Genomic DNA, 25,489 nt, shown 5'->3' on the forward strand with positions numbered 1-25,489 from the left:
GCCGCGCTTAGACTCCCTCGGTGAGCAAGAGTCCCCTTCGCCGCCTGACCGACCAGCTGGTGCTGGCCACGATGCGGCCGCCGATTTCGCCGCAGATTCTGGTCAACCGGCCCCCGATCAAACCGGTCAGCCTCGACGGCAAGCGGATTCTGCTCACCGGCGCGTCGTCGGGCATCGGCGAGGCCGGGGCCGAACTGTTCGCCAAACACGGGGCCACCGTCCTCGCCGTGGCCCGCCGCCAGGAGCTGCTGGACGCGCTGGTCGACCGGATCGCGGCCGCGGGTGGCGAGGCGACGGCGATGGCGTGTGACCTCTCGGACATGGACGCCATCGACGCGCTGGTGTCCGAGGTCGACGAGCGCCTCGGCGGCGTCGACATTTTGATCAACAACGCCGCCCGTTCGATCCGGCGGCCGCTGGCCGAATCGCTGGAACGCTGGCACGACGTCGAGCGAATCATGGCGCTGAACTACTACGGCCCGCTGCGGCTGATTCGCGGGCTCGCGCCCGGGATGCTCGAGCGCGGCGACGGCCACATCATCAACGTCTCGACCTGGGGAGTGATGTCGGAGGCATCGCCGATGTTCGGGGTGTACAACGCGTCGAAGGCCGCGCTGGGAACCATCGGCCGGGTCGTGGAAACCGAGTGGGGCCACAAGGGCGTGCACTCGACAACGCTCTACTACCCGCTGGTCGCAACTCCTATGATCAAACCCACGAAGGCGTATGACGGGATGCCCGCTTTGAGCCCGGAAGAAGCCGCCGAATGGATGGTCACCGCCGCCCGCACCCGGCCGGTGCGGATCGCGCCGCGGATGGCCGTCGCCCTCAACGCGTTGAACACCGTCGGCCCCCGCTGGGTCAATGCGCTCATGTCACGCCGCGCCGACCACCTCAACGATTCCGATTAACTCCGGGAGGTCGCCATGTCTGATCTGTGGGCCACCATCGCCGCCGAGCGCGGGGCGCTCGCCAACGACCTCGCCGACCTGGAGCCGGCGCAGTGGGATACGCCGTCGCTCTGCCCGGGCTGGACGGTCCGCGACATCGTCGCGCACCTGTCGGCGACCGCCTCACTGAACCCGGCCACCTTCTTTCTCAACATGGCCAAGGCCGGGTTCAGCTTCGACAAGTTCGCCAACGCCCAGATCGCCAAGCACCGCGGCCCCGATCCGGCTGCCACCCTGCGCGAATTCCGTGACTTGCAGGACTCCACCTCGGCACCGCCGGGCCCCAAGACCTCCTGGCTCGGTGAGGTGGTGGTGCATGGCGAGGACCTGCGGCGGCCGCTGGGCATTGCGCACGCCTACCCGCCCGACGCGGTTCGCGAGGTGATCGACTTCTTCAAGGGCTCCAACATGCTGATCGGATCCAAGAAGCGCGTCGCCGGGCTCGCCCTGAAGGCCACCGACGACGACTGGCAGCACGGAGAGGGCGAGGCGGTCGAGGGTCCGCTGCTGTCGTTGCTCCTCGCGATGACCGGCCGTGCCGCCGGGTGCGATGATCTCGCCGGTCCGGGCGTCGAAACCCTGCGCAGCCGGTGCACGTGATAGACACGACGCTATGGAGATCCTGGGCAGCCGGATGCTGCTCCGGCCGGCGGACTATCAGCAATCGTTGAGCTTCTACCGCGACAAGATCGGCCTGGCCATCGCCCGCGATTACGGTGCGGGCACAGTGTTTTTCGCCGGCCAATCGCTGCTGGAGCTGGCGGGCTATGGCAGCCCCGACCACTCCCGGGGCCCCTTTCCCGGCGCGCTGTGGCTGCAGGTCCGCGACGTCGCGGCGACACAGGCCGAGCTGGAGGGCCGCGGGGTGGCGATCGCCCGCGAGGCACGGCAGGAACCCTGGGGCCTGCGCGAGATGCACGTGACCGATCCGGACGGAATCACGCTGATTTTCGTCGAGGTCCCGCCCGAGCACCCGCTGCGCCGGGACACGCGCGGCGGGGGTGGGGAACGTAAGGTTAACTAAGCGCTAATATTCAACGACGAGTCGAGGTACACCTGCGTTTCCGCCATCTCAGCGTTCGACAATTTAATCCCCCAACTACCAGAATCAGGCGCTGTGAACATCGATTTGTTCCTCCTCATCATCGTCGTAATCACGGCACTCGCTTTCGATTTCACCAACGGCTTCCATGACACGGGCAACGCGATGGCGACCTCCATCGCCAGCGGCGCCCTGGCGCCCAAGGCCGCCGTCGCGCTGTCCGCTGTCCTCAACCTGGTGGGCGCGTTCATGTCCACCGCGGTTGCGGCCACGATCGCCAAGGGTCTGATCGACGGCCACATCGTGACGCTGCAATTGGTGTTCGCCGGCCTGGTCGGCGGCATCGTCTGGAACCTGCTGACCTGGCTGCTCGGCATCCCCTCCAGCTCCTCGCACGCGCTGATCGGCGGCATCGTCGGCGCGACGATCGCCGCCGTCGGCGCGCACGGCGTGATCTGGAAGGGCCTTGTGTCCAAGGTGCTGATCCCGGCCGTCGTCGCCGCGATCCTGGCCATCGTCGTCGGCGCGATAGCGACCTGGCTGGTCTACCGGATCACCCGCGGCATTGCGACCAACCGCACCGAGGCCGGCTTCCGGTACGGCCAGTGGGGCTCGGCGTCGCTGGTCTCCCTGGCGCACGGCACCGGCGACGCGCAGAAGACGATGGGCATCATCTTCCTGGCGCTGATGTCCTACGGCGCGGTCAGCAAGACCGACGCGGCGCCGCCCCTTTGGGTCATCGTCTGTTGCGCCCTGGCGATGGCGGCGGGTACCTACCTGGGCGGCTGGCGGATCATCCGCACCCTGGGCAAAGGACTGGTCGAGATCAAGTCGCCGCAGGGCATGGCCGCCGAATCTTCCTCGGCCGCAGTCATTTTGCTGTCCACCCACTTCGGCTACGCGCTGTCGACGACACAGGTCTGCACCGGTTCGGTGCTGGGCAGCGGGCTGGGCAAGCCCGGCGGCGAGGTGCGCTGGGGCGTGGCCGGGCGGATGGCGGTCGCATGGCTGGTGACCCTTCCGTTAGCCGGGCTGGTCGGGGCGATCACCTATTGGATCGTGCACCTCATCGGGGGATTCCCCGGCGCGATCATCGGCTTCGGCCTGCTGATCGCCACCTCTACGGCGATCTACCTGCGGTCGCGCAGGGTCAAGGTCGACCACAAGAACGTCAACGCCGAATGGGAGGGCAGCCTCACCGCCGGCCTCGAGGGGTCGGACGAAAAACCGCCGTCCGATACCGGCCCGAGGTCGGGCGCGGCCGGCACCGGCTCGCAGGACACCGTGAGCGCCGGGAACCCCTCATGAGCCACTTCAGCGATTGGTTCAACTACCAGGCGTCCCTGAAGATCCTGGTCTTCGCCATGCTGGCCGGCGCCGCGCTGCCGGGACTGTTCGCCCTCGGGCTGCGGTTGCACGCCGTCGGGGCCGGGCAGGTCACCACCGACGGCACCGCGCCACACAAGAATCCGATGCTGCTGGCGATCGCGTGGGTGATCTACGCGGTGGTGATTGCGGTGATTGCCTTCGCTCTGCTGTACATCTCCCGCGACTTCATCGCGCACCAGATCGGCCAGCCCTTCCTGGGAGCAAAGCCGCCGCACAAGTAGCATTGAATCGTTGTCCACCGACCTGCCGATCCCTCGCCCGGAGAGATAGCAAGTGAACCGATTCCTGAGTTCCGTTGTCTCGTGGTTGCGCGCGGGGTATCCGGAGGGCGTTCCGGCGACCGACACCTTCGCGGTGCTCGCGCTGCTATCCCGGCGGCTGACCAACGACGAAGTCAAAGCCGTGGCCGGTGACCTGATGGCGCGCGGCGAATTCGACAAGATCGACATCGGTGTGGCGATCAGCAAGCTCACCGACGAACTGCCGTCCGAGGACGACATCGAGCGAGTGCGCGTCCGGTTGGCCGCCAAGGGTTGGCCGCTCGATGGAGAACACGACGGCGGGGCCCACGCATAGCCGTTCTGCGGGCGCTGCGCGTCGCGCCGGGCTCCGCCACCAAGGAGCTGCTGCCCGCGCTGGCCGGGGTGCTGGATGGCGGTGATCCGGCTCTGGTCGTGGCCCCGGCGGGTGAGGGCGATTCCGAGCTGCACGCGTTGCGCGTGGGCGACGCCATAGACGACGACGTCGCCCTGGTGGCGACGACGTCGGGAACCACCGGCGCGCCCAAGGGAGCCTTGCTGACCGCGGCCGCCTTGGTCGCCAGCGCATCGGCGACCCACGACCGGCTCGGCGGCCCGGGGAGCTGGCTGCTGGCGTTGCCGCCCCATCACATCGCCGGCGTACAGGTGTTGGTACGCAGCGTGCTGGCCGGGTCCACGCCCGTCGAGCTGGATGTTTCCGCCGGCTTCGACGTCACCCAATTGCCCGGCGCCGTAAGGCGATTGGGCGCCGGCCGGCGGTACACGTCGCTGGTGGCCGCGCAGCTGGCCAAGGCCCTGACCGATGCGGCGGCGACGGCGGCGCTGGCCAACCTGGACGCCGTGCTGATCGGCGGAGGGCCGGCTCCGCGGCCGGTTCTCGAGGCCGCGGCCGAGGCCGGGATCGCGGTGGTGCGCACGTACGGGATGAGCGAGACCGCCGGCGGCTGCGTCTATGACGGCGTCCCGCTGGACGGGGTCCGGCTGCGGGTGACCGACGGGCGCATCGTGATCGGCGGCGCGACGCTCGCCAAGGGCTATCGCAACCCGGTCGATCCCGATCCGTTCGCCGAGCCGGGCTGGTTTCGCACCGACGACCTCGGCGCCATCGACGACGCGGGCGTGCTGACCGTGCTCGGCCGGGCCGACGACGCGATCAGCACCGGCGGGTTGACCGTGCTGCCGCAACCGGTGGAGGCGGCGCTGTGCACCCATCCCGCCGTCAGCGACTGCGCGGTCTTCGGGCTGGCCGACCCGACGTTGGGCCAGCGCGTGGTCGCCGCGGTCGTGGTGAGCGACGGTTGCGCGCCCCCGACGCTGGACGAGCTGCGCGCGCACGTGTCGCGCACGCTCGACGCCACCGCCGCGCCGCGCGAGCTGCACATCGTCGCGGCGCTGCCGCGTCGTGGGATAGGCAAGGTGGATAGGGCGGTGTTGGTGCGCCGGTTCGCCAACGCGGGCGATCAATAGGCTGGGCGATCGTGAGGATTGCTCGCCGGGAGTGGCTGGCCGTCGCCTTCGCTGTCGTCCTGCTGGCGGCGGCGTTCGTGCTACCGCGGTTGAACTGGGGCGTCAAACCCCGTTCGGATACCGGGCTGGAGCATTTTGCCATGCGGGCGGGCGCCGCGCCGATCTTCGGCTATTGGGACGCCCATGTCGGCTGGGGAACCGGCCCGGCCATTCTCATCGCGGTCGCCGCCGTGTTATGGGGACCGGCTGTGGCGCAACGTCTTTCGTGGCGCGCCCTAGTGCTGGTCAGCTGGGCAACCGCGTGCGGGTGGGCGTTTGCGCTGGCGATGATCGACGGCTGGCAAGGCGGCTTCGCCGGCCGGCTGACCACCCGCGACGAGTACCTGTCGCAGGTGGGAAGCATCACCGATATTCCAGCGGCGGTGCGCACCTTCTCCAGCCGGATCCTCGACTTCCAGCCGAACTCGTGGATCACCCATGTCTCGGGGCATCCGCCGGGTGCGCTGTTGACGTTCGTGTGGCTGGACCGGGTCGGCCTGCACGGCGGGGCCTGGGCCGGCCTGCTGTGCCTGCTCGCCGGGTCCAGCGCGGCGGCGGCCGTGCTGATCGGCGTTCGCGCGCTGGCCGACGAGCGGACCGCGCGACGGGCCGCACCGTTCGTCGCGGTGGCGCCGACGGCAATCTGGGTGGCGGTCTCCGCCGATGCCTACTTCGCGGGAGTCGCGGCGTGGGGCATCGCGCTGCTGGCGGTGGCGGTGCACCGGCCGGTTCGGTTTCCCGCGCTGGTTGCCGCCGCCGCGGGCCTGCTGCTCGGGTGGGGGGTGTTCGTCAACTATGGCCTGGCGCTGATGGGCATTGCGGCGTTGGCGGTGTTGGTGTCGGCGCCTGGCTGGCGAGCGGTCCTGCGGGCGCTCGGCCCGGCGTTTTTGGCCGCGCTGGCGGTGGCGGTGACCTTCGCCGTGGCGGGATTCTACTGGTTCGACGGCTATACCCTTGTGCAGCAACGCTATTGGCAGGGAGTGGCCAAGGATCGGCCGTTCGCGTACTGGAGCTGGGCCAACCTGGCGAGCGTGGTGTGCGCGATCGGGCTGGGCAGCGTCGCGGGGATCGCCCGGCTGTTCGACCGGGCCGCGATCCGCGGCCGCTCCAGTTTTCACCTGGTGCTGCTGGCGATGCTGGCGGCCATCGTCGTCGCCGACCTGAGCATGCTGAGCAAGGCCGAGGTCGAGCGGATCTGGCTGCCATTCACCGTCTGGCTCACCGCGGCGCCCGCGATGCTGCCGGTACGCTCACACCGAATGTGGTTGGCGCTCAACGCTGCCGGCGCCCTGGTGATCAACTCCGTAATCTTCACGAACTGGTAGGCGACTATGGAAGAACAGCCGCGGCTGGCCCGTCGGCTCGGCACGATCGACGCGGTGGTGATCGGGCTGGGCTCGATGATCGGCGCCGGTGTATTCGCGGCGTTCGGCCCGGCCGCGCGGGCGGCCGGCGCGGGCCTGCTGATCGGGCTGGCGGTGGCCGCCGCCATCGCGTACTGCAACGCCACCGCGTCAGCGCAACTGGCCGCGGTCTATCCAACGTCGGGCGGGACATATATCTACGGGCGTGAACGCCTCGGCCCGTGGTGGGGCTTCATCGCCGGTTGGGGATTCGTGATCGGCAAGACCGCCTCGTGCGCGGCGATGGCTCTCACGGTCGCCAGCTACGCGATTCCGGGGCCGGCCTGGGCGCAGCGAATCATCGGGGTGGGAGCAGTGGTCCTGTTGATCGCGCTGAACTACCGGGGCGTCACCAAGACCGCGCTACTGGCCCGAATACTGTTGGCCTGCACGGTGATTGCGCTCGCCGCGGTGGTCATCGGGATCGCGGTGACCAGGCCCGCACCGTCGCAGTTGATGCACTGGCCGACCGGCACGGTCTACGGTGTTCTGCAGTCGGCGGGGTTTCTGTTTTTCGCCTTCGCGGGTTACGCGCGGATCGCGACGATGGGCGAGGAGGTTCGCGACCCGGCCCGCACCATCCCCCGCGCAATAACGCTCGCCCTGGCCATCGCGGTAGCGATCTATTTCGTGGTCGGCGTGGCGGCCCTGCTCGCCGCGGGACCCGACCGCCTCGCACATGCCGCCGCTCCGCTGGCGGAGGCCGTCCGGGCCGCCGGGATCCCGGCGCTGGTGCCGGTGATCACCGTCGGCGCCGCGCTGGCCAGCCTGGGCGCGTTGCTCGCGCTGATCGCCGGGCTCGGCCGCACCGTGCTCGCGATGGGCCGTCATCACGATCTGCCCGCGTGGCTGGCGGCCGTTCACCCCCGCTACCGGGTGCCGCACCACGCCGAGGTCGCACTCGGCGTCATCGTCTGCATCCTGGTGGCCACCGTCGATCTACGCGGGGTGATCGGCTTCTCGTCGTTCGGGGTATTGATCTACTACGCGATCGCCAACGCCTCCGCTTACACGCTGCCCGCCGACAGGCGCCGCCGCCGCCTCCTGAACGTCTGCGGCGTGACGGGTTGCCTGCTGCTGGTCGCCACCTTGCCGTGGCAGGCGGTGATTTCGGGGCTGGCCGTATTCGCCGTCGGGATCGTCGGGCGGTTAGTGGCGTTGCGGTTGCGGGCCTGAATTCGCTTGCCGCGTGTGCGTTGATGGCGCCCTGGACGCAGTCTGACCGCCCAGGACGCACACCCGGGCGGTCAGAGTCCGGCTGCGCGCGTGACGCGGGCGAACCGACTGGCCGGCCCGCAGGCATCGCGGACCGCGGCGATGTCGGCGGCGACATCGAAGTCGGCCAGCCGTTGCACCAAGGTGACGTCGATACCGTTGTCCTGCAACGCTTTCGCTGTGAGCTCCCCGGTGTCGGGTTGAGACATCGGGATGTCGCGCAGGCATTCGGCCATCGCCGGCGTGCGCACGCCCAGCACCCACCATCCGCCGTCGCGCGCCGGCCCGAGCACGGCGGGCGACTCGACCAGGCGCCGCGCGCAGCCGGTCAACACCTCGGCGGTCACCTGCGGGGTGTCCATGCCAATCTGCAGCACCGGATATCCCTCGACGCCCGCGTCGGCGTGTGCGTTGGCGAGCCGGTCGGCGAAGCCATCACCACGCTGCTCGAACACAGTGAACGACGCGAGCCGTTGCCGGATGTCCTCGGCGCCGGCGGCGGCGTCCAAATCGCCGGTGAGCGCCACCACCCGCGCCGCCACCCGGGCGGCCGCCACCGCGTCCAGCGTGTCCAGGAGCGCGGCGGCGGCGATGTCGGCCGCGACCCCGTCGCCGACCGTCGCGGCGAGCCGGGTCTTGGCCAGGCCGGGCTCCGGCGCCTTGGCGACCACCAGCAGGGTCACCGGCAAGCCACTCATGAAATCACCTTCCAGAAGTCCACGATCGCGGTGATGCTGCCCCGCAGCGAACCGCTGACCTTCGACTTGCCGCCCGTCCGGGGGCCATAGCTGACGTCGAGCTCCACCACACGCCAGCCGGCGGCCGCGGCTCGCACCAGCAGTTCGAGCGGGTACCCCGACCGCCGGTCGGCAACTCCCAGACCAAGCAGCGCCTCCCGCCGCGCGACGCGCATCGGCGCGATGTCGTGCACCGGGAGGCCGTGGCGGGTGCGCAGCCGCCAGCTCATCACGACCGTGCCGATCCGGGCGACCCACGGCCAGTGCAACCCCGGAACGGGTCGGCGCCGGCCGATCACCAGGTCGGCACCGTCCTCGAGCGCGGCGACGAGTCGCGGCAACTCGCCGGGATCCATGGAGCCGTCGGCGTCGATGACCGCGACGATCGGCGTGGCGGCTGCGACGACGCCGGCGTGCACCGCGGAGCCGTAGCCGGGCCGCGGCTCGGCGACCACCTCAGCGCCGTGGCGGCCCGCGACCGCGGCCGTGCCATCGGTGCTGTTGTTGTCGACCACCAGCGCCCGATAACCGGCGGGGATCGCCGCCAGCACCTCCGGCAGCGACTCCTCCTCGTTGAGGCAGGGCAGGACCACCGTCACCACGTCGGGCATGGCTGCCGAGAATAGCCCGACGACGGGGTTCGGGATGCCGTGGCGGGCCCTTAGTAGTGGCGTGGCTGCTGCGGGACCAGCGGCTGCTGGGGGACCAATGGCTGCTGCGGGACCAATGGCTGCTGCGGGACCACCGGCTTTGGGACCACTGGCTGTTGCGGGACCAGTGGTTGCTGCGGCACCACAGGTTGCTGCGGGACCACCGGCTGCTGCGGGACCAATGGCTGTTGCGGCACAACCGGTTTCGGGACCACCGGCTGCTGCGGGACGAGTGGTTGCTGCGGCACCACAGGTTGTTGCGGCACCACAGGTTGTTGCGGCACCACAGGTTGTTGCGGCACCACAGGTTGTTGCGGCACCACAGGTTGCTGCGGCACCACCGGTTTCGGGACCACCGGCTGCTGCGGCACCACAGGTTGTTGCGGCACCACCGGCTGCTGGGGCACCACCGGTTTCGGGACCACCGGCTGCTGCGGCACCACAGGTTGTTGCGGCACCACCGGCTGCTGCGGCACCACAGGTTTCGGGACCACCGGCTGCTGCGGCACCACCGGCTGCTGCGGGGCTACCGGCGGCAGCGGCACCACTACCGGCGGTGGCACCACGGGGGGCTGGGGCACCACCACGGGCGGCTGCGGGACTACGGGCGGCAAGTTTGGCGGTGCCTGTTGCACCGGCAACGGAATGATGATCGGGATCGGCACAAGCGGGTTCGGGTTGGGCACAAAACCCGGAAGGCCCGGTGCTGCCGGGGCCGGGTTGACCGGCGCTTCCGGCACCGGGTTGACCGGAGCAACCGGGGCCGGGTTGACCTGGACTACCCGCGCGGGAGTGCCGCCACCGCGCGACACCAACTGCGGCGGAATGTAGCCCTTGGAGTCCGGAACGACGCCACCCTGGAAACCCGCGTTGGGCTGATTTTGCGGGGGTGGCGGAACCGGCGCCTGCTGCTGCGTTGGCAACAGTGGCATGAACTTCCCGGGGGCGGCATTCTGGATCCCCACCAGAGGCGCCGCGCTCGCGGTCGGCCGAACGGCGACCGCCACCGCGACGGCCAGCGACGCGAATCCGATGACGGCGAACGCGATGACCGCGTTACCGAGCAGCACCGACCGTCCGCTCAGCGGTATCCGAACGGTCGCGGCGGGGTCGTCATCAAAGTCGTCGTACTCGTCAAAGTCGTCCGCGAATGGTTCGGCATCGTCGGTCTCCGAGTATGCGAGCTGTGGTTCCTCCGCACCCGAATCCGCCAGCCCGGACGTGGGGGCGATCGCGGTCGAGTCTCCGCCGACCGGGGTCACGGGAGCTATCGAGGTCGCCGCTGCCGCTGTGATCGTGGGCGTCAACCCGGCTGCCAGCGCCGCGCCGCGGGCGAGTGCGAACGTGGGGTCTTCGGGAATCTCCACTCGCACGGTTGAGGCGTCGCGAAGCTGGTCGGCTACCCCGATGAGGTTGGACGACGCGCCGACGAGGTAGACGTCCTGCGGGACCCCCGGCTGGCCGTCGAGGGTGGCCATCATCGTGTTCAACGCGGAGGTGGCGTCACCGCCCCCAAGGGGCTGCCTGGACAGCATCGTCGGCGCTTGACCATCGCCGTCCGCACCCACCAGCGACAGCGTCGCCGTGTCGTCGTCAACGACGAGCACACCGCCGGCCCGCCCGGCCGCACGCATCAACGCCGTCACCGCCTCCGACTCCGACAGCACGGCAACATCGCGCACACCCGAGTCTTCGAGCGCGCGGCGGAGATCGTCGGCCTTCGGGGCGTCCGGCCAGCACAGCCGGGTCGCGACCAGGCGATGGTCCTCGTCGGCCAGCAGCCGATCCGTTCCGACCACGGCACGGGTTAGGGTGTCGATCGGCTGGTCGGCGATGTCGAACACGGATTGGTCGAGCACGCCAGATCCTGGTGCGCCTGACCCGACGAGCGCCATGCGTGCGACGGGACCTGCGACCGCGACTCCCAAGACGACGTCCATCCCGGCGCTCCTTAGGCTGGCTAACTCGCAACCAGCATGCCCAGGGATCATTACACTGCGTTACCGCCCGCAATAACAGTCATTTGGGCAAAAATTTTTGCCGGTCCCAGTGGCCGGGTCAGCAAACCGCTCGAGCGCTACGACACGATCAGTGGTGCGGGGTCAAAATGGGCGCCTTTGGGGTCACCGGCTGCTGCGGGGTCACCGGCTGCTGCGGGGTCACCGGCTGCTGCGGGGTGACCGGCTGCTTCGGAATCGTCTGAGTCGGAATCGTCTGAGTCGGAACTGTCTGCTGCACCGTCGAGGTCGGCGGTGTCGTCGTCACCACCTGCTGCTGCTTCGTCGTCGTCGGCTGCGTGGTGGTCGTCGTCGGCTGCGTCGTGGTGGTCGTTGGCTCCGTCGTGGTGGTCGTTGGCTCCGGGGTAGTCGTCGTCGGCTCCGTCGTAGTCGTGGTCGTCGTCGATGGACCCAGCGACGTGGTTGTCGTGGTGGTCGTCGTCAGCGTCGTCGTGGTCGTCGTCGTAGTCGGCCCCAACGGCGGGTACGGAACGATGATCGGGATCGGCACATACGGATTCGGGTTCGGCACGAAACCGGGAACGCCCGGGGCGGGGTTGACCGGGGCAGCCGGCGCCCCACCCGACATCAACTGCGGGGGAATGTAGCCGTTTGAGTCCGGAACAACACCGCCCTGGAACCCCGCGTTGGGCTGACCGGGCGGGGGCGGCGGAACCGGCGCCTGCTGTTGCGTCGGCAGCAGCGGCATGAACTTGCCCGGGGCGGCGTTCTGGTGCCCGACCACCGGCTGCGCGCTCGCGGTCGGCCGAACGGCGACCGCCACCGCGACTGCGAGCGACGCGAATCCGACGACCGCGAACGCGATGACCGCATTGCCGAGCAGGACCGACCGCCTGCTCAAGGGCAACGGACCGGTCTCGGCGTCGTCGCCGTCGAACTCGCCGTACTCATCGTCGAACTCATCGGCCCCGAGGGGCTCGCCCTCTTCGGCCATCGAATACGCCAGCTGTTGATCCTCGGCGGCCGGTTCGGCCGCGGGCGCGAAGGCGGTCTCGTCTCCGGTGCGCCCGGTCACGGGCGAATAGGCCGTCTCGTCTCCCGTGAGCCCGGCCGCGGGCGCCATCGCGGTCGCGTCTCCGGCCGCCGACAGCGCCCCCGGCACGGCGGCCAACGCCGCTCCGCGGGCCAGCGCGAAGGTGGGGTCGTCGGGGATCTGCACCCGCATCGTCGACGCCTCGCGAATCTGGTTCGCGACGGTGTTGAGGTCGGACGACGCGCCCACGAGGTAAAGGTCGCCGGCGGCGTTCGGCTGGTCGCCCAGCCTGGCCATCAACGTGTCGAGTGTGCCCGTGGCTTGATCGCCCGAGTCGCCCGCCAGCGGTGCGCTGGCCAGCAGGGTAGGGGGCGCGTTCTCGTCCCCCACCGCAGGGCCCAGTAGGGTCGCCGCGTCGTCGCCGACCACCAGCGCGGGACCGGACCGACCCGCCGCGCGCATCAGCGCGGCGACCGCCTGCGATTCGGACAGCACCGCGACGTTGTTGACGCCGGAATCTTCCAGCGCCTGCCGCAGCCGGTCAGCTTCGGGGTGGTCGGTCCAGCAAAGCCGCGTGGCAGTCAGCCGATGGTTCTGATCAGCCAACAGCCGATTCGTGCCGACCACGGTCTCGGTCAGCGTGCCGACCGGGTTGGCAGCCAGCTCGACCTCGGATTGGTCGATCACGTCGGCACCGTGCGCGCCCTGCCCGACAAGCGCCAAGTGGGCAACGGGGCCGGTGACCGCGACCCCCAAAACGACGTCCATCCCCACTCTCCTTCGGCTGGCCACCCGGCAACCAGCATGTCCCTGCGTCACTACACTGCGATACGTCGGCAGTAACAGTCATTCGGGCGACAGCGTCCGCCTATGAGCGCAGCGTAACCGTTCCCAGACCGCGGGACCGTCTCCGCGGAACAACATCCGCGGAATCGCACGTTCTCATCGCAGCCACTGCCGCGTCGTCCGAACGGGGATTATGTTTCCAAGTAAGCAACGCAGTCGGCCGGGCAGGTGGTTCCCGCGCCACCCAACCGAAGCGGCGCCGCCAGCAACCGTCCTCGATACCCGGGGGGAACAGTGAGCCAGAGCAGCGACGACGCGCCCACCGGCCCGATCCACGACCAGACGCAGCGACTAACCGCGGTCGACCCACCCGGTCAGGCTCCGCGCGCGGCGCAGCGGCCGAAGCGGCGCCGAAACGTCGTCAGCGACCTGATCGCCGCCGCGTTGCTGGTCATCGCGCTGGTGCTGCCGTGGAATCTGTACTCGGGCCTGGCGATCCCCGGCAGCAGCCGGATCCTGTTCGCGGTGCTGTTCGCGGTGACGTTGCTGTCCCTGATCTCGCTTGTCGCGGCCGGTGCCTGGCGGTCGTCCACCCCGCAATACAACGCCGCGGCGGCCAACCGGATTCGTCTCTGGCTCAACGTCCCCTACCTGGTGCTGGTGCTCGGCTTCGTCGCCTTCGATGCGGTCGAGACCATCCGCTTCGGTGGCACCGTGACCGTGCCCGGCGGCGTCGGACCGGGTGCATGGTTCGGCATCGCCGGCTCGCTGCTTTGCGCGCAACCGGCGATCACGGGTGCCGGAGGGGACGACGAGAAGTTCGCCGGGTGGCAGCGCTCCGCCCGGATCATGGGTTACGCGTCCTTGGTGCTGGCGGTGCTGAGTTTTGCGTTCAACCTCTACTGGCGGATCAAGTACGCCGTGACCGGCGGATCGGGCGGCTTCGGCAAGCAGAACATCTCGGTCATCGCGACGGCGGTGGTGTACGGCGTGGTGGCATTGGTCGCCGTGCTCCTCGCGTCGCGGTGGCTTCTTCGCAGCACCAAGGCTTCCCGGCTGGCCACCGTCGCGCTTGGCGCGTCGACACTCGTCGCTGGGCTCGTTGTGTGGAGCCTTCCCGCCGGCCGTGACATCGACGCTTTCCATGGCATCGCGCAGAACACGTCGACGGCCGGGGTCGGGTTCGAGGGCTATCTGGCGTGGGCGGCGGTCGCGGCGATCTTCGCGCCCCGGGCGCTGTTCGGCGACCGCACCCGCTCGACGACCCAGGAAAACGTTTGGCGCGCGGCCGCCCGAAATGGCTTGCTGCTGATCGTCGTGTGGTGCGTGGGATCCATGGCGATGCGGTTTACCGACCTATTCGTCGGGGTGGCGCTGAACTACCCGTACTCGCGATACGACAGCATCGTGCTGGCGGGATTCGATCTGGGCACCGCCGCCCTCGCGATCTGGCTCCGCGTCAACCTGGCCAACGACGCTATGTCCGCGCGGCTGATCTCGTCGCTGTGCGGACTCGTTGCCACGCTGAGCATTTCGCGTGTGGTGGTCGGCGTCGTACTGGCTCCGCGGTTCGAGGAAATTCCGAACTCCGCCGCGCAAAACCCGGTCTACGGAAACAATCTCGCCCAGCAGATCACCAGCACCTTCGACGTCGCGCTGTGCGGGCTGGCCCTGTGCATACTGGCCGCCGCGATCGTCACGGGTCAGCTCACCGGCCGGCGGCTGCGACGCAAGAAGCCCCGCGCCGCGCACACCCGTGGTGCGGGGGCTCAGCCGGGTCCTCAGCAGGAGGCGGGGACCACCCGCATTCCGGCCGCGGCGACCACCCGCATCCCGGCCGGCGCGCCGCCGCCGTCGGCCGCACCGACGACGCGTGTGCGGGTCGGCGGCGGGTCCGACGCGCCCCGGATCTTCCGCGGCGACGACTCCGGCACCCGCCAGATTCCCGTCCCGAAACCCAAGATCTTCCGGCCGCCGGCCGGTCGCTAGCGCAGCGGGGCGAACGCGAATTCGCGCAGCCCGTCGCGCGGATGAACGGCCGCACGGAATCCCAGCACCTCGGCGGCCCGGGAGGGATCCGCGACGATGTGGCGCACGTCGCCGCTGCGGTACTGCCCGGTGATCACCGGGTTGACCGCACCACCGGAATCCCTGCGCGCATCGCACAGTGCCGTGGCGACCTCCAGGATCGAAATCGGCTGTCCCGAGCAGACATTCACCGCGGTGAAGCCGGAGCCGCCGGCCGAAACCGACGCCGCCGACACGTTGGCGGCGGCCACGTCGTCGACGTGGACGAAGTCGCGCATCTGGCCACCGTCCTCGAAAACCCTTGGCGGTTCACCCTTTTCCAGCGATGAACGAAAGATCGCGGCCACGCCGGAGTAGGGGGTGTCGCGCGGCATGCCCGGACCGTAGACGTTGTGGTAGCGCAATGCCACGACCGAGCCGCCCGTCGACTCCGACCACGCCAGCGCGTAATGCTCCTGCGCGGTCTTGCTGGCCGCGTACAGGCTGCGCGGTCGCAGCGCGGCATCCTCGTCGACCAGCAGCCACCCCAGCTCCTCGCCACCCTCCGGGCAGCGGTGCTCGAAGATCCCGGCGTCCAGGTCCGCGCGTCGCCGCGCCAGCGGGTCGACGGGCCCGTGTTCGGGGCAGTGATAGCGGCCCTGCCCGTAGACCACCATCGAAGAGGCCAGCACCAGACGCCGCACGCCCGCGGCGAACATCTGCGCCAGCAGCACGGTGGTGGCGAAGTCGTTGTGACCGCCGTAGGCGGGCGCGTCGGCGGCATCCACGCCCGCGCCCACCATCGCGGCCTGGTGGCAGACCAGGTCGACACCGCGCAGGAGCGGGGCCAGCGCGTCGGCATCGCGGACGTCGACCCTTCGGCATCCCGGCGGTAACAGCGGGTTCGGCCCATGGGCGGCGGGCAGGAGCGCGTCGACGGCGATCACTTCGTGGCCGGCCGCGCGCAGCGCAGCGTCCACCCGCGATCCGATGAACCCAGCCGCCCCGGTGAGCAACACCCTCACGGCAGCTCCACCGGCAACGTCACCCCGGTGTGCGCCAGGCAGTGCGTGCAACCGCGTTCGGCGTCGACATTGCCGATCGCCGAGGCCACCAGCTTCTTGAACGGCCCCATGTTCTTTTCGAACTGGTCGAACACATCGGTGGCCTTCACGCCTTCGCCGGCCGTGACACCGGCATCCAGATCAGTCACCAAAGCGATTGCCGCATAGCATATTTCGAGTTCCCGAGCCAGCACCGCCTCCGGATATCCGGTCATGTTGACCAGACCGAAGCCGGCCGAGGCGAACCACCGACTTTCCGCGCGAGTGGAAAATCGCGGTCCCTGGATCACCACCATGGTGCCGCCGTCGACCACACCGGGCAGGCCGGTGACCGCCGAGCGCAATGTCGGGCAGTAGGGGTCGGCGAAGTCGACATGGACGGCACCGGAGTCGAAGTAGGTGTCGGGGCGACCGGTGGTGCGGTCCACCAGCTGGTCGGGCACCACCACGCTGCCGGGCCCGTAGTCGGGGTTCAGGCTGCCGACCGCGCACGGCGCGAAGACCCGCCGCACCCCGAGCTTGCGCAGCGCCCACATGTTGGCCCGGTAGGGCACGGTGTGCGCCGAGTATTCGTGTTTGGCGCCGTGGCGTGGCAGGAAAGCGACCTCGTGCCCCGCGACGGCACCGACCGTGACGGGGGCGCTGGGCTCGCCGTACGGGGTGTCCACATCGATGTCGCGGACGCCGGACTCGAAGAACGTGTAGAAGCCGCTGCCGCCGATCACTCCGAGCATCCGACCATTGTGGTGCATAGGGCAGGATGCCCTGGTGGCCAGTTTCGCGCAGTGGATCTCGGGGGCTCGGCCGCGGACGCTGCCCAACGCGGTGGCACCGGTGGTCGCGGGCACCGGCGCGGCGGCGTGGCTGCACTCGGCCGTGTGGTGGAAAGCGCTGCTGGCGCTGACCGTCGCGGTCGCGCTGATCATCGGCGTCAACTACGCCAACGACTACTCCGACGGCATCCGCGGCACCGACGACGAGCGGGCCGGCCCGGTGCGGCTGGTCGGCTCGCGGCTGGCCAGCCCGCGCGCGGTGCTGACGGCCGCGGTGGCGGGCCTGACGGTCGGCGCGGCGGCCGGGTTGGTGCTGGCGCTGATGGTCGCGCCGTGGCTGATCGTGGTCGGCGTGGGATGCATCGCCGGGGCGTGGCTGTACACCGGCGGGTCAAAACCCTACGGGTACTCGGGTTTTGGCGAGATCGCGGTGTTCGTGTTCTTCGGCCTGGTCGCCGTGCTCGGCACCCAGTACACCCAGGCGTTGCGGGTGGACTGGGTGGGCCTGGTGCTGGCGGTGTCGATCGGGGCGCTGTCGTCGTCGGTGTTGGTGGCGAACAATCTGCGGGACATTCCGACCGATGCGCAGTCCGGCAAGATCACCCTGGCGGTACGGCTGGGCGATGCCCGCACCCGGGTCCTGTATCAGGCATTGCTGGCGACCGCCGGGGTTATGACCCTGGTGCTGATGCTCGCGACGCCGTGGTGCGCAACGGGATTGGTGGCCACGCCGCTGGCCGTGCGCGCCGCGCGGCCGGTCCGATCCGGCCGCGGCGGGCCCGAGCTGATCCCGGTGCTGCGCGACACCGGGCTGGCGATGATCGTGTGGGCGATCGCGGTGGCCGCGGCGTTGGCTGTGCACTCAGGGCTTTGAGTGTGCGCCCCGGGCGGCGTAGACGCACACTCGATGCGAAGCGCGCGGCCCTAGCCCTAGGCGGCCTTGTCCAGCAGCTCCAGGATGGCGGCACGCAGCTGCGCGGTGTAGACGTGTTCGGTGATCAGGCCGACGGCCGGCTTGTCGCCGCTGCGCATGATGCCCAGTAGGAGATGCGCGCAAGCTATCTCGTTGTCCTTGTGGTGCAACGCTTCTCGCACGGCCAGCTCGACGCATTTCTTGGCGGCGCGGCTGAACGGGATGTGCCCGCGACGGCGGCGTCGGCGACCCGAGCGGGGTAGCGCGTTGTCGAACGCGTCGGCGCCGAACGTGCGCGCCACACTGTCGCGCACCGCTCGCAGGTCGATGCCGATGGCGCGCAGCGCCTCCGCATCCTCGTCGAAGGAATCGTCGGTGGTGGGGGCGGCCTCGAGCAGCCGGGCCCGAACCCCGTCGGCGGTCAGGCCGTAGCCGGTCAGCACCGCGGACAGGTCGTTGCCCGCCGCCTGCAGGACGCCGAGCAGCAGGTGCTGCGGGGTGATTTCGCGGGTCCGCAGTTCACGGGCTTCCTCCTGGGCGAGCACGACGGCGACCCGGGCTTGACGGGTGAAGCGCTCGAACATGCGTCATCTCCTCCGGTTGTACTTCTGGTGCACGGCCTGCCGGCTCACCCCGAGCGCCTCGGCGATGGCCTGCCAGCTCCAGCCCCGCTCGCGGGCGTTGGCGACGTGGATCGCCTCCAGGCGCTCCTGCAATCGCTGCAGCGCGCGCACCGCGCGCAGGCCTACCGCGGGGTCGGCGTTGCTCGCCGCATCGGCGGCCGGCCCCAGGTCGGGCAGGTCGGACAGTTCCGTCATAGACGTCAATGTAACTTGACAGAGCGCAGACGTCAATAAAGCTTGACAAAACCGATCCCGGCGCTCGTCGATTCCAGCGATCCGATAACAATGAAGGACCGGCGTCGGATCGAGGACTCCCATGAACCAGATCACCACGACCAGTGGGCCCAAGAGCATCGGCTTGCTCAGCGTCGGGGCATACCGGCCCGAGCGCGTCGTCACCAACGACGAGCTGTGCCGCAACATCGACTCTTCCGACGAGTGGATCCAATCGCGAACGGGAATCAAGACGCGCCGATTCGCCGCCCGCGACGAATCGGCCGCGTCCATGGCGATCGAAGCGGGCCGGCTGGCGATTGCCAACGCCGGACTGGCGGCCAGCGACATCGACGGCGTAATCGTCGCGACCAGCACCCATTTCCTACAGACCCCGCCCTGCGCCCCGGAGGTCGCGACGGGCTTGGGCGCTGCCGGTGTGCCCGCATTCGACATCGGGGCGGGGTGCGCAGGCTTCGGCTACGCGATTGGCGTTGCGGCCGACATGATCCGGGGTGGCAGCGCCGCCAAGATGCTCGTCATCGGCTCGGAGAAGCTATCCCCCACGATCGACATGCAGGACCGCAGCAACTGCTTCATCTTCGCCGACGGCGCGGCCGGCGTGGTGGTGGGCGAGACGCCCGTTCAAGGCATTGGACCGACCATCTCGGGTAGCGACGGTGAACAGGTCAAAGCCATCCGCCAGGACATCGACTGGATCGACTACATGGACGAACCGACCGGCCCGCGCCCCTTCTTGCGGCTCGAGGGCAGCGCGGTATTCCGCTGGGCGGCATTCGAGATGGGCAAGGTCGGCCGGCAGGCGATGGACGCGGCGGGAATCCGGCCTGACGAGATCGACGTGTTCATCCCGCACCAGGCCAACAGCCGAATCAACGAAGTCCTCGCCAAGAATCTGGGGTTGCGCCCGGACGCCGTGATCGCCAACGACATCGAGCACACCGGGAACACGTCCGCGGCGTCCATCCCGTTGGCGATGGCCGAACTCCTGGCGACCGGGGCGGCCAAGGCCGGCGACCTGGCGCTGCTGATCGGCTACGGCGCGGGGTTGAGCTACGCCGCGCAGGTCGTCGTGATGCCCAAGGGCTGACCGCAGGGGCTCACTCGTCGTGGTCGGCGTCCGCCTCACCGCGCAGCCGGGCCTGCAGCTGTTCCCGCTCGCGGCGGCGCCGCTCGCCGGCTATAGCGAGCGCGGCCGTGGCGCGCCGGCGCAGCGGGGCGAACAGCCAGATGCCCAACGGCATCGCGATGATCAACGCGAACAACGCCGCCACGACGACGGGGAACTGGGTGACCCCGAGCAGATGGGCAATTCCATAGATCCCCACGGCGAGCGCGACCACCAACAGCAACCGCGCGGCCGCGTAGACCAGGACGTCGACGACGACGCGATTTCCGGTGCGCTCGCCCGCAACCGGCCTCGGCTCTTCTGACACAGTGCGAGCCTACGGCGCGGGTATATTCGCTCAAAGGAGGTGTTGAGTGCTCTACCTGCTGCTCGTCCTGGTTTTGGGGACGCTGATCTACATTGGCTGGCGCGCGGCGCGGTCCCAGACCCACCGCCCGAAGAGCCGCGTCATCGGACCCGACGACGATCCAGAGTTCTTGCGGCGCTTGGGAAACGACGACAACAACCCTCTGTAGCACCCTGCCTAGGCGACGCCTGGGTTGCGCTCGCCGGGGAAGCCATCGGCGACGACGGCCGCCAGCTCGGTCAGCGCTTCGCGGGTGGGGCGCCGCAGCTGATCCAGAGCGATCTCCGCGCCCTCCTCCAGATGGGGGTCGAACGGTATCAGGCGCACCGCACGACAGCGCCGGGAGAAGTGGTCGACCACCTTGTTCATGTCGACCTTGCCGGTGCGTGAGCGCACCGCATTGATGACCGCGATCGAATTGCGGACCTTCTCCTCGTGACCGTGGGCGTCCAGCCAGTCCAGCGTCGCCGAGGCGGTGCGCGCGCCGTCGATGGATCCCGAGCTGACGACGATCAGCAGGTCGGCCTTCTCCAGCACCGACGACATCACGGAATGCAACAGCCCCGGGCCGCAGTCCGTGAGCACCAGGCCGTAGAACCGATCCAGGATGTCCAGGGTGCGGGTGTAGTCGTCGGCGCTGAACGCATCGGAGATCGACGGGTCGCTGTCCGACGCAAGGATTTCCAGCCCGCTGGGGCCCTTCGACGTGTACCGACGGACGTCGCTGTAGCGCTCGATTGTTCCGGCGTCGTGCAGCAGCTGGCGCACCGTGGCCGACGTCTCCAGCGGAATCTTCTGGCTCAGAGTGCCGTGGTCGGGGTTGGCGTCAACGGCCACCACCCGGTCGCCGCGGATCGAGGCAAAGATAGACCCCAGCGTCGCGGTGACCGTGGTTTTGCCCACCCCGCCCTTCAAGGACAGCAGCGCCACCCGGTACGAACCGCGCAACGGCCGGTTGACCTGCGCCACCAGGTTGTTGTAGCGGGCGGCACGCGGGCTCTCCCCCAGGTTGATCAGCTGACCGGACAGCACGTAGAGCAGCCTGCGCCAGCCCTCCGACGGCGGCGGTTTGACGGGCCGCAGCAGCATGCCGGTGGACAGTTCCGGATAGGGCGTGTGCGGGACATGCTCTGGGCGGTAAGCGGTTTCCTGGCCTTTCAAGGGCGGCGCGTCGGACGCGCCGTTGTAGTAGGCGCCGAATGCCGTCGGGTCGACCCGCGGAATACCGGTAACGGGCGTGGGATCCCAGGGCGGCATGCCCGCGGGGGCCGCCACCGTGGGCGGTGCCGGCTCCTGCCGCTCGGGTGCGGGCACCCGCCGCTCGGTGCGGAATCCGGCGAACGCCCGGGTCGGTGCTTCACCGGAATCGGCCGACGGTTCAACGGCGGGTCGTTCGGTCGAGTCGGGGGACCGCAACTCGGTCGTCGGATGTTCGGGCGCCCCCACGCCTGGCTGGTCGGACACGTGCAATCCCCCTTGCTGCAGTTTTATTTGGGTCGGTCGCTAACTGTCAGCCCACCCCGGCATAAGAATGCAGGCCCACGGTCACCAGGTTAACGAAGAACAAATTGAAGACCATGGCCACGAAGCCCACCACGTTTATCCACGCCGCTTTTCTGTCCCGCCAGCCGGCGGTCGACCTGGCGTGCAGATAAGCCGCGTAGATCACCCACGCGACGAACGAGACCGTCTCCTTGGGATCCCAGCCCCAATACCTGCCCCAGGCTTGCTCGGCCCAGATCGCACCGAAGATGACCCCGAAACCGAATACCGGGAACGCGAAGATCGTGGTGCGGTAGGCGATGCGGTCCAGGGTCTGGGCGTCGGGGAATCGCCGCACCACGCGTGCCAGCGTGCCCTCGGTCTCCGGGTCACCCAGCCGCGACGTGCGCAGCAGGAACAGGATGCTGGCGATGCCGGCGACCAGGAACACCCCGGAACCGAGGCTGACCACCGACACGTGGATGGGCAGCCAGTAGGACTGCAGCGCCGGCATCACCGGGGCGGCGTTGGTGTAGAGCCAGCGCCCGGAAACGGTCAGCAGGATCAACACCGGCAGCAGCAGGAAAACCCACAGGGGGCGGTACTGCGGGCGGCGCAGCACCACCGCGCCGGCCACCAGGCCGCAGAAGCAGGTCAGGTTGATGAACTCGTACATGTTGCCCCACGGCACCCGCACGGTGGCCAGGCCGCGCAGCACGATGCACGCCAGCAGCAGTCCGATGCCGAGATAGAGCACCGCCAGCCCGGCCCGCCCGACGCGTTCGTCGAATGGCCGTTGCGGGGCGTCGTCCACGATGCCGGGGCTCGCGCTGTCTGCGGCGACCGAACCGGCCAAAACCTGCGCGCGGTGGTCCGCACGGCGGCCGCCGACGTACGCAAGCTCGACGGCCAGCAGCAGCAACGCGACGACCAGGGCAACCACCGCCGAGGTGAACGCCCAGTCCGAGTAGCGCGCCAGGCCGACGTCGACGTGCAAGGTGTTCATGTGACGTCCACCTGAGAGCTCCTTCTGGACGCTGGCTCGCCCAGTCCGTCAAGCAACCGCTGGGTCAATCGCTCGAACTCGTCGCCCCACCCGGAGTTGTCGGTTCGTGCCAGCCCGCCCAATTCGACGTTCACGGTACCGGCCGCGTCGTCGCCGCCATCAGTGAGCCTGACCCAGACCCGGCGGCGGCGCACCAGCAGCGACACCAACAGCCCGGCCATCATCGCGATGGCGAAAATCAGCACCCATCGCTGGCCGGGGTCGTGGGAGACCTGCAGGTTGACGAATGGCACGGCGCCGTCGAATCGGACGACGGTGCCCGCCGCCGGGCCGTGGTCGATCCTGACCTCTTGCCCGGCGCGCAGGTTGACCCTGGCTTCCTTGGTCAGCCGGCCCTGTTGAATCAGCCGGGGGTCGAGGGTGAACAACGATTGGGGCCGGCCGGTGTCCAGGCCGGTGTCGCCGCGGTAGATGTCGACGGCGACCGCGGGGGCGTTCAGCGCCGGGAACCGCGACGACAGCAGCGTGCCGTCCAGTTGCTCGGTCGGCGCCAGCAGGCCCTGGATCGCGATCTCGTGTTGCCGGCGCTCGCCGGCGTTGGGGTAGCTGCCGGCGGGCGGGTCGATGCGCACCACGCCCGACGAGAGCAGGGTCAGCGGGTTGTCGGGTCGCCATTGCACGGTCGACGTGCGTGTCTGCCCGTCCGGGAAGGTAACCGTGAAGGTGGGCGCGTAGCCGTGGCCCTGCAGGTACACCCGGTCACCGCCGACCCGCAGCGGGTGGTTGACCTCCAGCCGGTAGGGCCGCCAGCTGTTGGCCGCCAGGTCGCGGCCGGCCTGATAGTCGATGTCGGCGGCGAACGAGGTGGCCTGCCCCGATTGCAGGTAGTGCGCCTGAAAGTCGTTGACCCGGACGCACATTGGGTGCAGCGACGTGCCGTCGACGGTGTTGCCGGCGCGGAACGAGTCGAACGCCGCTGGCGACGCCGAGCAGAAGCCGGGTCCGCCGTCGGCGATGACGATCACGTTGCCCTCGTAGCCGAACAACTTGCCGACTGCCACGGCGACCAGCAGGCCCAGCAGCGAGAAGTGGAACACGAGGTTGCCGAATTCGCGCAGATACCCCTTCTCGGCCGACACCTCGACGACTTCGCCCTCATGCCGGATGGCCGTGCGCCAGCCGCGCAGCCGGCGGGCGATGGCGTTCGCCAGCCTGTTCAGCTCCGCGGGCCCGGCGACGATCCGGGTTTCGGCGTGCTTGGGCAGCCGGGCCAGGTTGCGTGGCGCCGCGACGGGGGTGGCGCGCAGGCTGCGGGCGTGCTCGATCGTCCGGGGGGTGAGGCAGCCGACCAGCGACACGAACAGCAGCACGTAGATGGCGGTGAACCAGAAGCTGGAGAACACGTCGAAGGCCTGCAGCCGATCGAGCCACGGACCGATCACCTTGTGCGTGGCCAGATACTCGTCGACCTTGCCGGCGTTGAGGTTTCGCTGCGGCAACAGCGCCCCGGGTATCGCGCCGAGCGCGAGCAGGCACAGCAGCACCAGCGCGGTGCCCATCGACGTCAGCGCGCGCCAGGTGTTGCGTGTCCAGGCGAGGAGTTGCCTCAAATCGGCAGCCTCACGTCGGACACGAACGCGTCGCGCAGCCAGGAGATGAAGTCGTTCCACACCCCGGTGACCAGCAGGGCGCCGACCGCGATCAGCAGCGCCCCGCCGAAGATCTGGATGGCCCTGGTGTGCCGGCGCAGCCAGCCCAGGCCGGCCACCGCCCGCGCCGAGCCGAAAGCCAGCAAGACGAACGGAATCCCGAGTCCCAGGCAGTAGGCGATCACCAAGGCGATGCCGCGCGCCACGTTCGCACCCTCGGTGGCCGAGGCGACGGTGATCACGCCGGTCAGCGTCGGCCCGAGGCACGGCGTCCACCCGAGCGCGAACACCGCGCCCAGCACCGGCGCCCCGGCCACCGTCGTGAACCGGCGCGGGCTGAACCGGGCCTCGCGCTGCAGGACCGGGACGAGGCCGACGAACACCAGCCCCATGACGATGGTGAGTACGCCCCCAACCCGTTGCAGCGCAAGCTGATTGGTGATCAGCGTGGTGGTCATGCCGAGGACCGCGACGGTGCCGAGCACGAAGACGGTGGTGAACCCGGCCACGAACAGGGCCGCCGACCCGGCGACCCGCCAGCGGGCGGCCGGCGGGGCTTTGACTCCGCCGGGCCCCGGCTCATCGTCCACCCCGGCCTCGCCCACTAGGGCCGCCAGATACGACAAATAGCCCGGCACCAGCGGGACCACGCACGGCGAGGCGAACGACACCAGACCCGCCAGCAGGCACACCCCCATCGCCACCAGCAGCGGCCCGGCGGCGGCGATCTGCGTGAACCCGGTCATCGTTCCTGCGCCACGCGCTGGACCACCGGCCGCAGGTCGTCGGCCAGCAGCTCACGCAGGAACACCGCCGCGACCCGGTGTTGGCGGTCCAGCACCAGGGTGGACGGGATGACGGTGGTGGGGTACTTGCCCCCGAAGGCGATCAAGGTACGCATCGCCGGGTCGTAGATCGACGGGTAGCTCACGTGCCGGTCGTCGACGAAGTCCAGGGCGGCTTGGCGGTTGTTGTCGCGCGCGTCGATGCCGAGGAAGGACACCCCGGAGCCGCGGGTGGCGTCGTACACCCGCTGCAGTTGATCGACCTCGGCCCGGCACGGCCCGCACCACTGCCCCCAGATGTTGATGACGACGACGTTGCCGGCGAAGGTTTGGTCGGCCAGCGAGATCGCGTGCGCCGGATCCGCGAGGTCCGGCCCGGTCAGCGGGCCCGGACGGCCGCGGCTTGCGGGCGGATCATAGAAGATGTCGGTCTTGCCGCCCGGCGACACGAATTCGAAGGTGCCGCCCTGGGCCACCGCGTCGCGGCCGGAGCAGCCGGCCAGCACCATGGCGACCAAGCCAGCCACCACCGCCCCGGCCATCGCCAGC

General features: G+C 69.5%; 26 protein-coding genes and 1 pseudogene. 13 read left to right on the forward strand and 14 right to left on the reverse strand.

Translation table 11 applies throughout. From position 1 onward, the window contains the following. The first annotated feature begins 20 nt into the window (after window positions 1–20). The 9 genes from A5745_RS13930 to A5745_RS13970 all read left to right on the forward strand — a co-directional run bounded on the left by A5745_RS13930 (window position 21) and on the right by A5745_RS13970 (window position 7,726). Window positions 21–911 (forward strand): SDR family oxidoreductase, encoded by an 891-nt coding sequence (locus tag A5745_RS13930; RefSeq protein WP_076116684.1) that lies wholly within the window; start codon window positions 21–23, stop codon window positions 909–911. A gap of 15 nt (window positions 912–926) precedes the next feature. After that, the gene (locus A5745_RS13935) at window positions 927–1,550 is read left to right on the forward strand and encodes a maleylpyruvate isomerase family mycothiol-dependent enzyme (RefSeq protein ID WP_076116686.1); all 624 of its coding nucleotides are present in this window, start codon (window positions 927–929) and stop codon (window positions 1,548–1,550) included. Between the two features lie 13 nt (window positions 1,551–1,563). Further along, window positions 1,564–1,974: a VOC family protein gene (locus A5745_RS13940; RefSeq protein WP_076060854.1), complete on the forward strand. Its 411-nt coding sequence runs from the start codon at window positions 1,564–1,566 to the stop codon at window positions 1,972–1,974. A gap of 93 nt (window positions 1,975–2,067) precedes the next feature. After that, entirely contained in the window at window positions 2,068–3,300 is a 1,233-nt protein-coding gene (locus tag A5745_RS13945; protein WP_076060853.1) for an inorganic phosphate transporter, read from the forward strand. Continuing rightward, the gene (locus A5745_RS13950; protein WP_076060851.1) at window positions 3,297–3,602 is read left to right on the forward strand and encodes a hypothetical protein; all 306 of its coding nucleotides are present in this window, start codon (window positions 3,297–3,299) and stop codon (window positions 3,600–3,602) included. Before A5745_RS13945 ends, A5745_RS13950 begins: the two co-directional genes overlap by 4 nt. 52 nt (window positions 3,603–3,654) lie before the next feature. Continuing rightward, window positions 3,655–3,957 (forward strand): DUF3349 domain-containing protein, encoded by a 303-nt coding sequence (locus A5745_RS13955; RefSeq protein WP_076060850.1) that lies wholly within the window; start codon window positions 3,655–3,657, stop codon window positions 3,955–3,957. A gap of 68 nt (window positions 3,958–4,025) precedes the next feature. After that, window positions 4,026–5,108, forward strand: a complete 1,083-nt coding sequence (menE, locus tag A5745_RS13960) for an o-succinylbenzoate--CoA ligase (RefSeq protein ID WP_254848582.1) — start codon at window positions 4,026–4,028, stop codon at window positions 5,106–5,108. A gap of 11 nt (window positions 5,109–5,119) precedes the next feature. After that, complete coding sequence (locus tag A5745_RS13965; protein ID WP_076116689.1) at window positions 5,120–6,472, forward strand: hypothetical protein; 1,353 nt, start codon at window positions 5,120–5,122, stop codon at window positions 6,470–6,472. Between the two features lie 6 nt (window positions 6,473–6,478). Beyond that, the gene (locus A5745_RS13970) at window positions 6,479–7,726 is read left to right on the forward strand and encodes an APC family permease (protein ID WP_076116691.1); all 1,248 of its coding nucleotides are present in this window, start codon (window positions 6,479–6,481) and stop codon (window positions 7,724–7,726) included. Window positions 7,727–7,797: 71 nt separating this feature from the next. Here the strand turns inward: A5745_RS13970 and A5745_RS13975 are convergent, their stop codons facing one another. The 4 genes and pseudogenes from A5745_RS13975 to A5745_RS24720 form a co-directional block, all read right to left on the reverse strand. Next, entirely contained in the window at window positions 7,798–8,463 is a 666-nt protein-coding gene (locus A5745_RS13975; protein ID WP_076116694.1) for a DUF2064 domain-containing protein, read from the reverse strand. Beyond that, a complete protein-coding gene (locus A5745_RS13980) occupies window positions 8,460–9,113 on the reverse strand; it encodes a glycosyltransferase family 2 protein (protein WP_076116697.1) in 654 nt (217 codons plus the stop codon). The genes A5745_RS13975 and A5745_RS13980 overlap by 4 nt, the downstream gene beginning before the upstream one ends. A gap of 326 nt (window positions 9,114–9,439) precedes the next feature. Then, a pseudogene (locus A5745_RS13985) lies at window positions 9,440–11,092 on the reverse strand (hypothetical protein); the annotation flags it as partial. A gap of 148 nt (window positions 11,093–11,240) precedes the next feature. Then, window positions 11,241–12,911, reverse strand: coding sequence for a hypothetical protein (locus A5745_RS24720; RefSeq protein WP_076116701.1), 1,671 nt, complete (start codon window positions 12,909–12,911; stop codon window positions 11,241–11,243). A gap of 447 nt (window positions 12,912–13,358) precedes the next feature. Between A5745_RS24720 and A5745_RS13995 the strand changes: the two genes are divergently transcribed. Further along, window positions 13,359–14,918 (forward strand): hypothetical protein, encoded by a 1,560-nt coding sequence (locus A5745_RS13995; protein ID WP_254848583.1) that lies wholly within the window; start codon window positions 13,359–13,361, stop codon window positions 14,916–14,918. Here A5745_RS13995 and A5745_RS14000 read toward each other — a convergent pair. Both A5745_RS14000 and A5745_RS14005 read right to left on the reverse strand, forming a co-directional pair. Further along, complete coding sequence (locus A5745_RS14000) at window positions 14,915–15,961, reverse strand: NAD-dependent epimerase/dehydratase family protein (RefSeq protein ID WP_076116704.1); 1,047 nt, start codon at window positions 15,959–15,961, stop codon at window positions 14,915–14,917. The genes A5745_RS13995 and A5745_RS14000 overlap by 4 nt on opposite strands. Beyond that, window positions 15,958–16,734: an S-methyl-5'-thioadenosine phosphorylase gene (locus tag A5745_RS14005; protein ID WP_254848575.1), complete on the reverse strand. Its 777-nt coding sequence runs from the start codon at window positions 16,732–16,734 to the stop codon at window positions 15,958–15,960. The genes A5745_RS14000 and A5745_RS14005 overlap by 4 nt, the downstream gene beginning before the upstream one ends. Window positions 16,735–16,768: 34 nt before the next feature. Between A5745_RS14005 and A5745_RS14010 the strand changes: the two genes are divergently transcribed. Continuing rightward, entirely contained in the window at window positions 16,769–17,647 is an 879-nt protein-coding gene (locus A5745_RS14010) for a 1,4-dihydroxy-2-naphthoate polyprenyltransferase (RefSeq protein ID WP_076116707.1), read from the forward strand. A gap of 56 nt (window positions 17,648–17,703) precedes the next feature. Here A5745_RS14010 and A5745_RS14015 read toward each other — a convergent pair whose 3' ends face one another. Both A5745_RS14015 and A5745_RS14020 read right to left on the reverse strand, forming a co-directional pair. Further along, the gene (locus A5745_RS14015) at window positions 17,704–18,270 is read right to left on the reverse strand and encodes a Clp protease N-terminal domain-containing protein (RefSeq protein ID WP_076062460.1); all 567 of its coding nucleotides are present in this window, start codon (window positions 18,268–18,270) and stop codon (window positions 17,704–17,706) included. 3 nt (window positions 18,271–18,273) lie between these two features. Beyond that, complete coding sequence (locus A5745_RS14020) at window positions 18,274–18,504, reverse strand: helix-turn-helix domain-containing protein (protein WP_076062462.1); 231 nt, start codon at window positions 18,502–18,504, stop codon at window positions 18,274–18,276. Between the two features lie 121 nt (window positions 18,505–18,625). Between A5745_RS14020 and A5745_RS14025 the strand changes: the two genes are divergently transcribed. Continuing rightward, the gene (locus A5745_RS14025) at window positions 18,626–19,633 is read left to right on the forward strand and encodes a beta-ketoacyl-ACP synthase III (RefSeq protein WP_076116709.1); all 1,008 of its coding nucleotides are present in this window, start codon (window positions 18,626–18,628) and stop codon (window positions 19,631–19,633) included. 10 nt (window positions 19,634–19,643) lie between these two features. Here the strand turns inward: A5745_RS14025 and A5745_RS14030 are convergent, their stop codons facing one another. Continuing rightward, the gene (locus A5745_RS14030) at window positions 19,644–19,979 is read right to left on the reverse strand and encodes a DUF4229 domain-containing protein (protein WP_076116711.1); all 336 of its coding nucleotides are present in this window, start codon (window positions 19,977–19,979) and stop codon (window positions 19,644–19,646) included. Window positions 19,980–20,025: 46 nt separating this feature from the next. Between A5745_RS14030 and A5745_RS24420 the strand changes: the two genes are divergently transcribed. Further along, complete coding sequence (locus A5745_RS24420; RefSeq protein ID WP_139329607.1) at window positions 20,026–20,187, forward strand: hypothetical protein; 162 nt, start codon at window positions 20,026–20,028, stop codon at window positions 20,185–20,187. A gap of 8 nt (window positions 20,188–20,195) precedes the next feature. On the opposite strand, the gene A5745_RS14035 is transcribed toward A5745_RS24420, so the two are convergent. From A5745_RS14035 to A5745_RS14055, 5 genes are all read right to left on the reverse strand, one after another. Then, complete coding sequence (locus tag A5745_RS14035; RefSeq protein WP_254848584.1) at window positions 20,196–21,434, reverse strand: MinD/ParA family protein; 1,239 nt, start codon at window positions 21,432–21,434, stop codon at window positions 20,196–20,198. Window positions 21,435–21,528: 94 nt separating this feature from the next. Then, window positions 21,529–22,506, reverse strand: coding sequence for a c-type cytochrome biogenesis protein CcsB (gene ccsB / locus A5745_RS14040; RefSeq protein WP_076116714.1), 978 nt, complete (start codon window positions 22,504–22,506; stop codon window positions 21,529–21,531). Continuing rightward, on the reverse strand, window positions 22,503–24,065 hold the full coding sequence (locus A5745_RS14045; RefSeq protein ID WP_076116716.1) for a cytochrome c biogenesis protein ResB: 1,563 nt from the start codon (window positions 24,063–24,065) through the stop codon (window positions 22,503–22,505). Before A5745_RS14045 ends, ccsB begins: the two co-directional genes overlap by 4 nt. 47 nt (window positions 24,066–24,112) lie before the next feature. Next, window positions 24,113–24,901 carry a cytochrome c biogenesis CcdA family protein gene (locus A5745_RS14050; RefSeq protein ID WP_076116718.1) on the reverse strand — a complete coding sequence of 263 codons (789 nt, stop codon included), beginning with the start codon at window positions 24,899–24,901 and terminating at the stop codon, window positions 24,113–24,115. Further along, window positions 24,898–25,482, reverse strand: a complete 585-nt coding sequence (locus A5745_RS14055) for a TlpA disulfide reductase family protein (protein WP_076116840.1) — start codon at window positions 25,480–25,482, stop codon at window positions 24,898–24,900. The genes A5745_RS14050 and A5745_RS14055 overlap by 4 nt, the downstream gene beginning before the upstream one ends. Between the last annotated feature and the right edge of the window lie 7 nt (window positions 25,483–25,489).

This window comes from Mycobacterium sp. IS-2888 (assembly GCF_001954215.1).
Taxonomy (GTDB): Bacteria; Actinomycetota; Actinomycetes; order Mycobacteriales; family Mycobacteriaceae; genus Mycobacterium.

What these genes read in the sequence shown, in the direction of transcription:
- A5745_RS13935 (WP_076116686.1), top strand. Translation starts at nt 927, where the DNA reads ATGTCTGATCTGTGGGCCACCATCGCCGCCGAGCGCGGGGCGCTCGCC.
- A5745_RS13940 (WP_076060854.1), top strand. Translation starts at nt 1,564, where the DNA reads ATGGAGATCCTGGGCAGCCGGATGCTGCTCCGGCCGGCGGACTATCAG.
- A5745_RS13950 (WP_076060851.1), top strand. Translation starts at nt 3,297, where the DNA reads ATGAGCCACTTCAGCGATTGGTTCAACTACCAGGCGTCCCTGAAGATC.
- A5745_RS13970 (WP_076116691.1), top strand. Translation starts at nt 6,479, where the DNA reads ATGGAAGAACAGCCGCGGCTGGCCCGTCGGCTCGGCACGATCGACGCG.
- A5745_RS13975 (WP_076116694.1), bottom strand. Translation starts at nt 8,463, where the DNA reads ATGAGTGGCTTGCCGGTGACCCTGCTGGTGGTCGCCAAGGCGCCGGAG.
- A5745_RS13980 (WP_076116697.1), bottom strand. Translation starts at nt 9,113, where the DNA reads ATGCCCGACGTGGTGACGGTGGTCCTGCCCTGCCTCAACGAGGAGGAG.
- A5745_RS24720 (WP_076116701.1), bottom strand. Translation starts at nt 12,911, where the DNA reads ATGGACGTCGTTTTGGGGGTCGCGGTCACCGGCCCCGTTGCCCACTTG.
- A5745_RS14005 (WP_254848575.1), bottom strand. Translation starts at nt 16,734, where the DNA reads ATGCTCGGAGTGATCGGCGGCAGCGGCTTCTACACGTTCTTCGAGTCC.
- A5745_RS14015 (WP_076062460.1), bottom strand. Translation starts at nt 18,270, where the DNA reads ATGTTCGAGCGCTTCACCCGTCAAGCCCGGGTCGCCGTCGTGCTCGCC.
- A5745_RS14020 (WP_076062462.1), bottom strand. Translation starts at nt 18,504, where the DNA reads ATGACGGAACTGTCCGACCTGCCCGACCTGGGGCCGGCCGCCGATGCG.
- A5745_RS14025 (WP_076116709.1), top strand. Translation starts at nt 18,626, where the DNA reads ATGAACCAGATCACCACGACCAGTGGGCCCAAGAGCATCGGCTTGCTC.
- ccsB (WP_076116714.1), bottom strand. Translation starts at nt 22,506, where the DNA reads ATGAACACCTTGCACGTCGACGTCGGCCTGGCGCGCTACTCGGACTGG.
- A5745_RS14045 (WP_076116716.1), bottom strand. Translation starts at nt 24,065, where the DNA reads ATGGGCACCGCGCTGGTGCTGCTGTGCCTGCTCGCGCTCGGCGCGATA.
- A5745_RS14050 (WP_076116718.1), bottom strand. Translation starts at nt 24,901, where the DNA reads ATGACCGGGTTCACGCAGATCGCCGCCGCCGGGCCGCTGCTGGTGGCG.
- A5745_RS14055 (WP_076116840.1), bottom strand. Translation starts at nt 25,482, where the DNA reads ATGGCCGGGGCGGTGGTGGCTGGCTTGGTCGCCATGGTGCTGGCCGGC.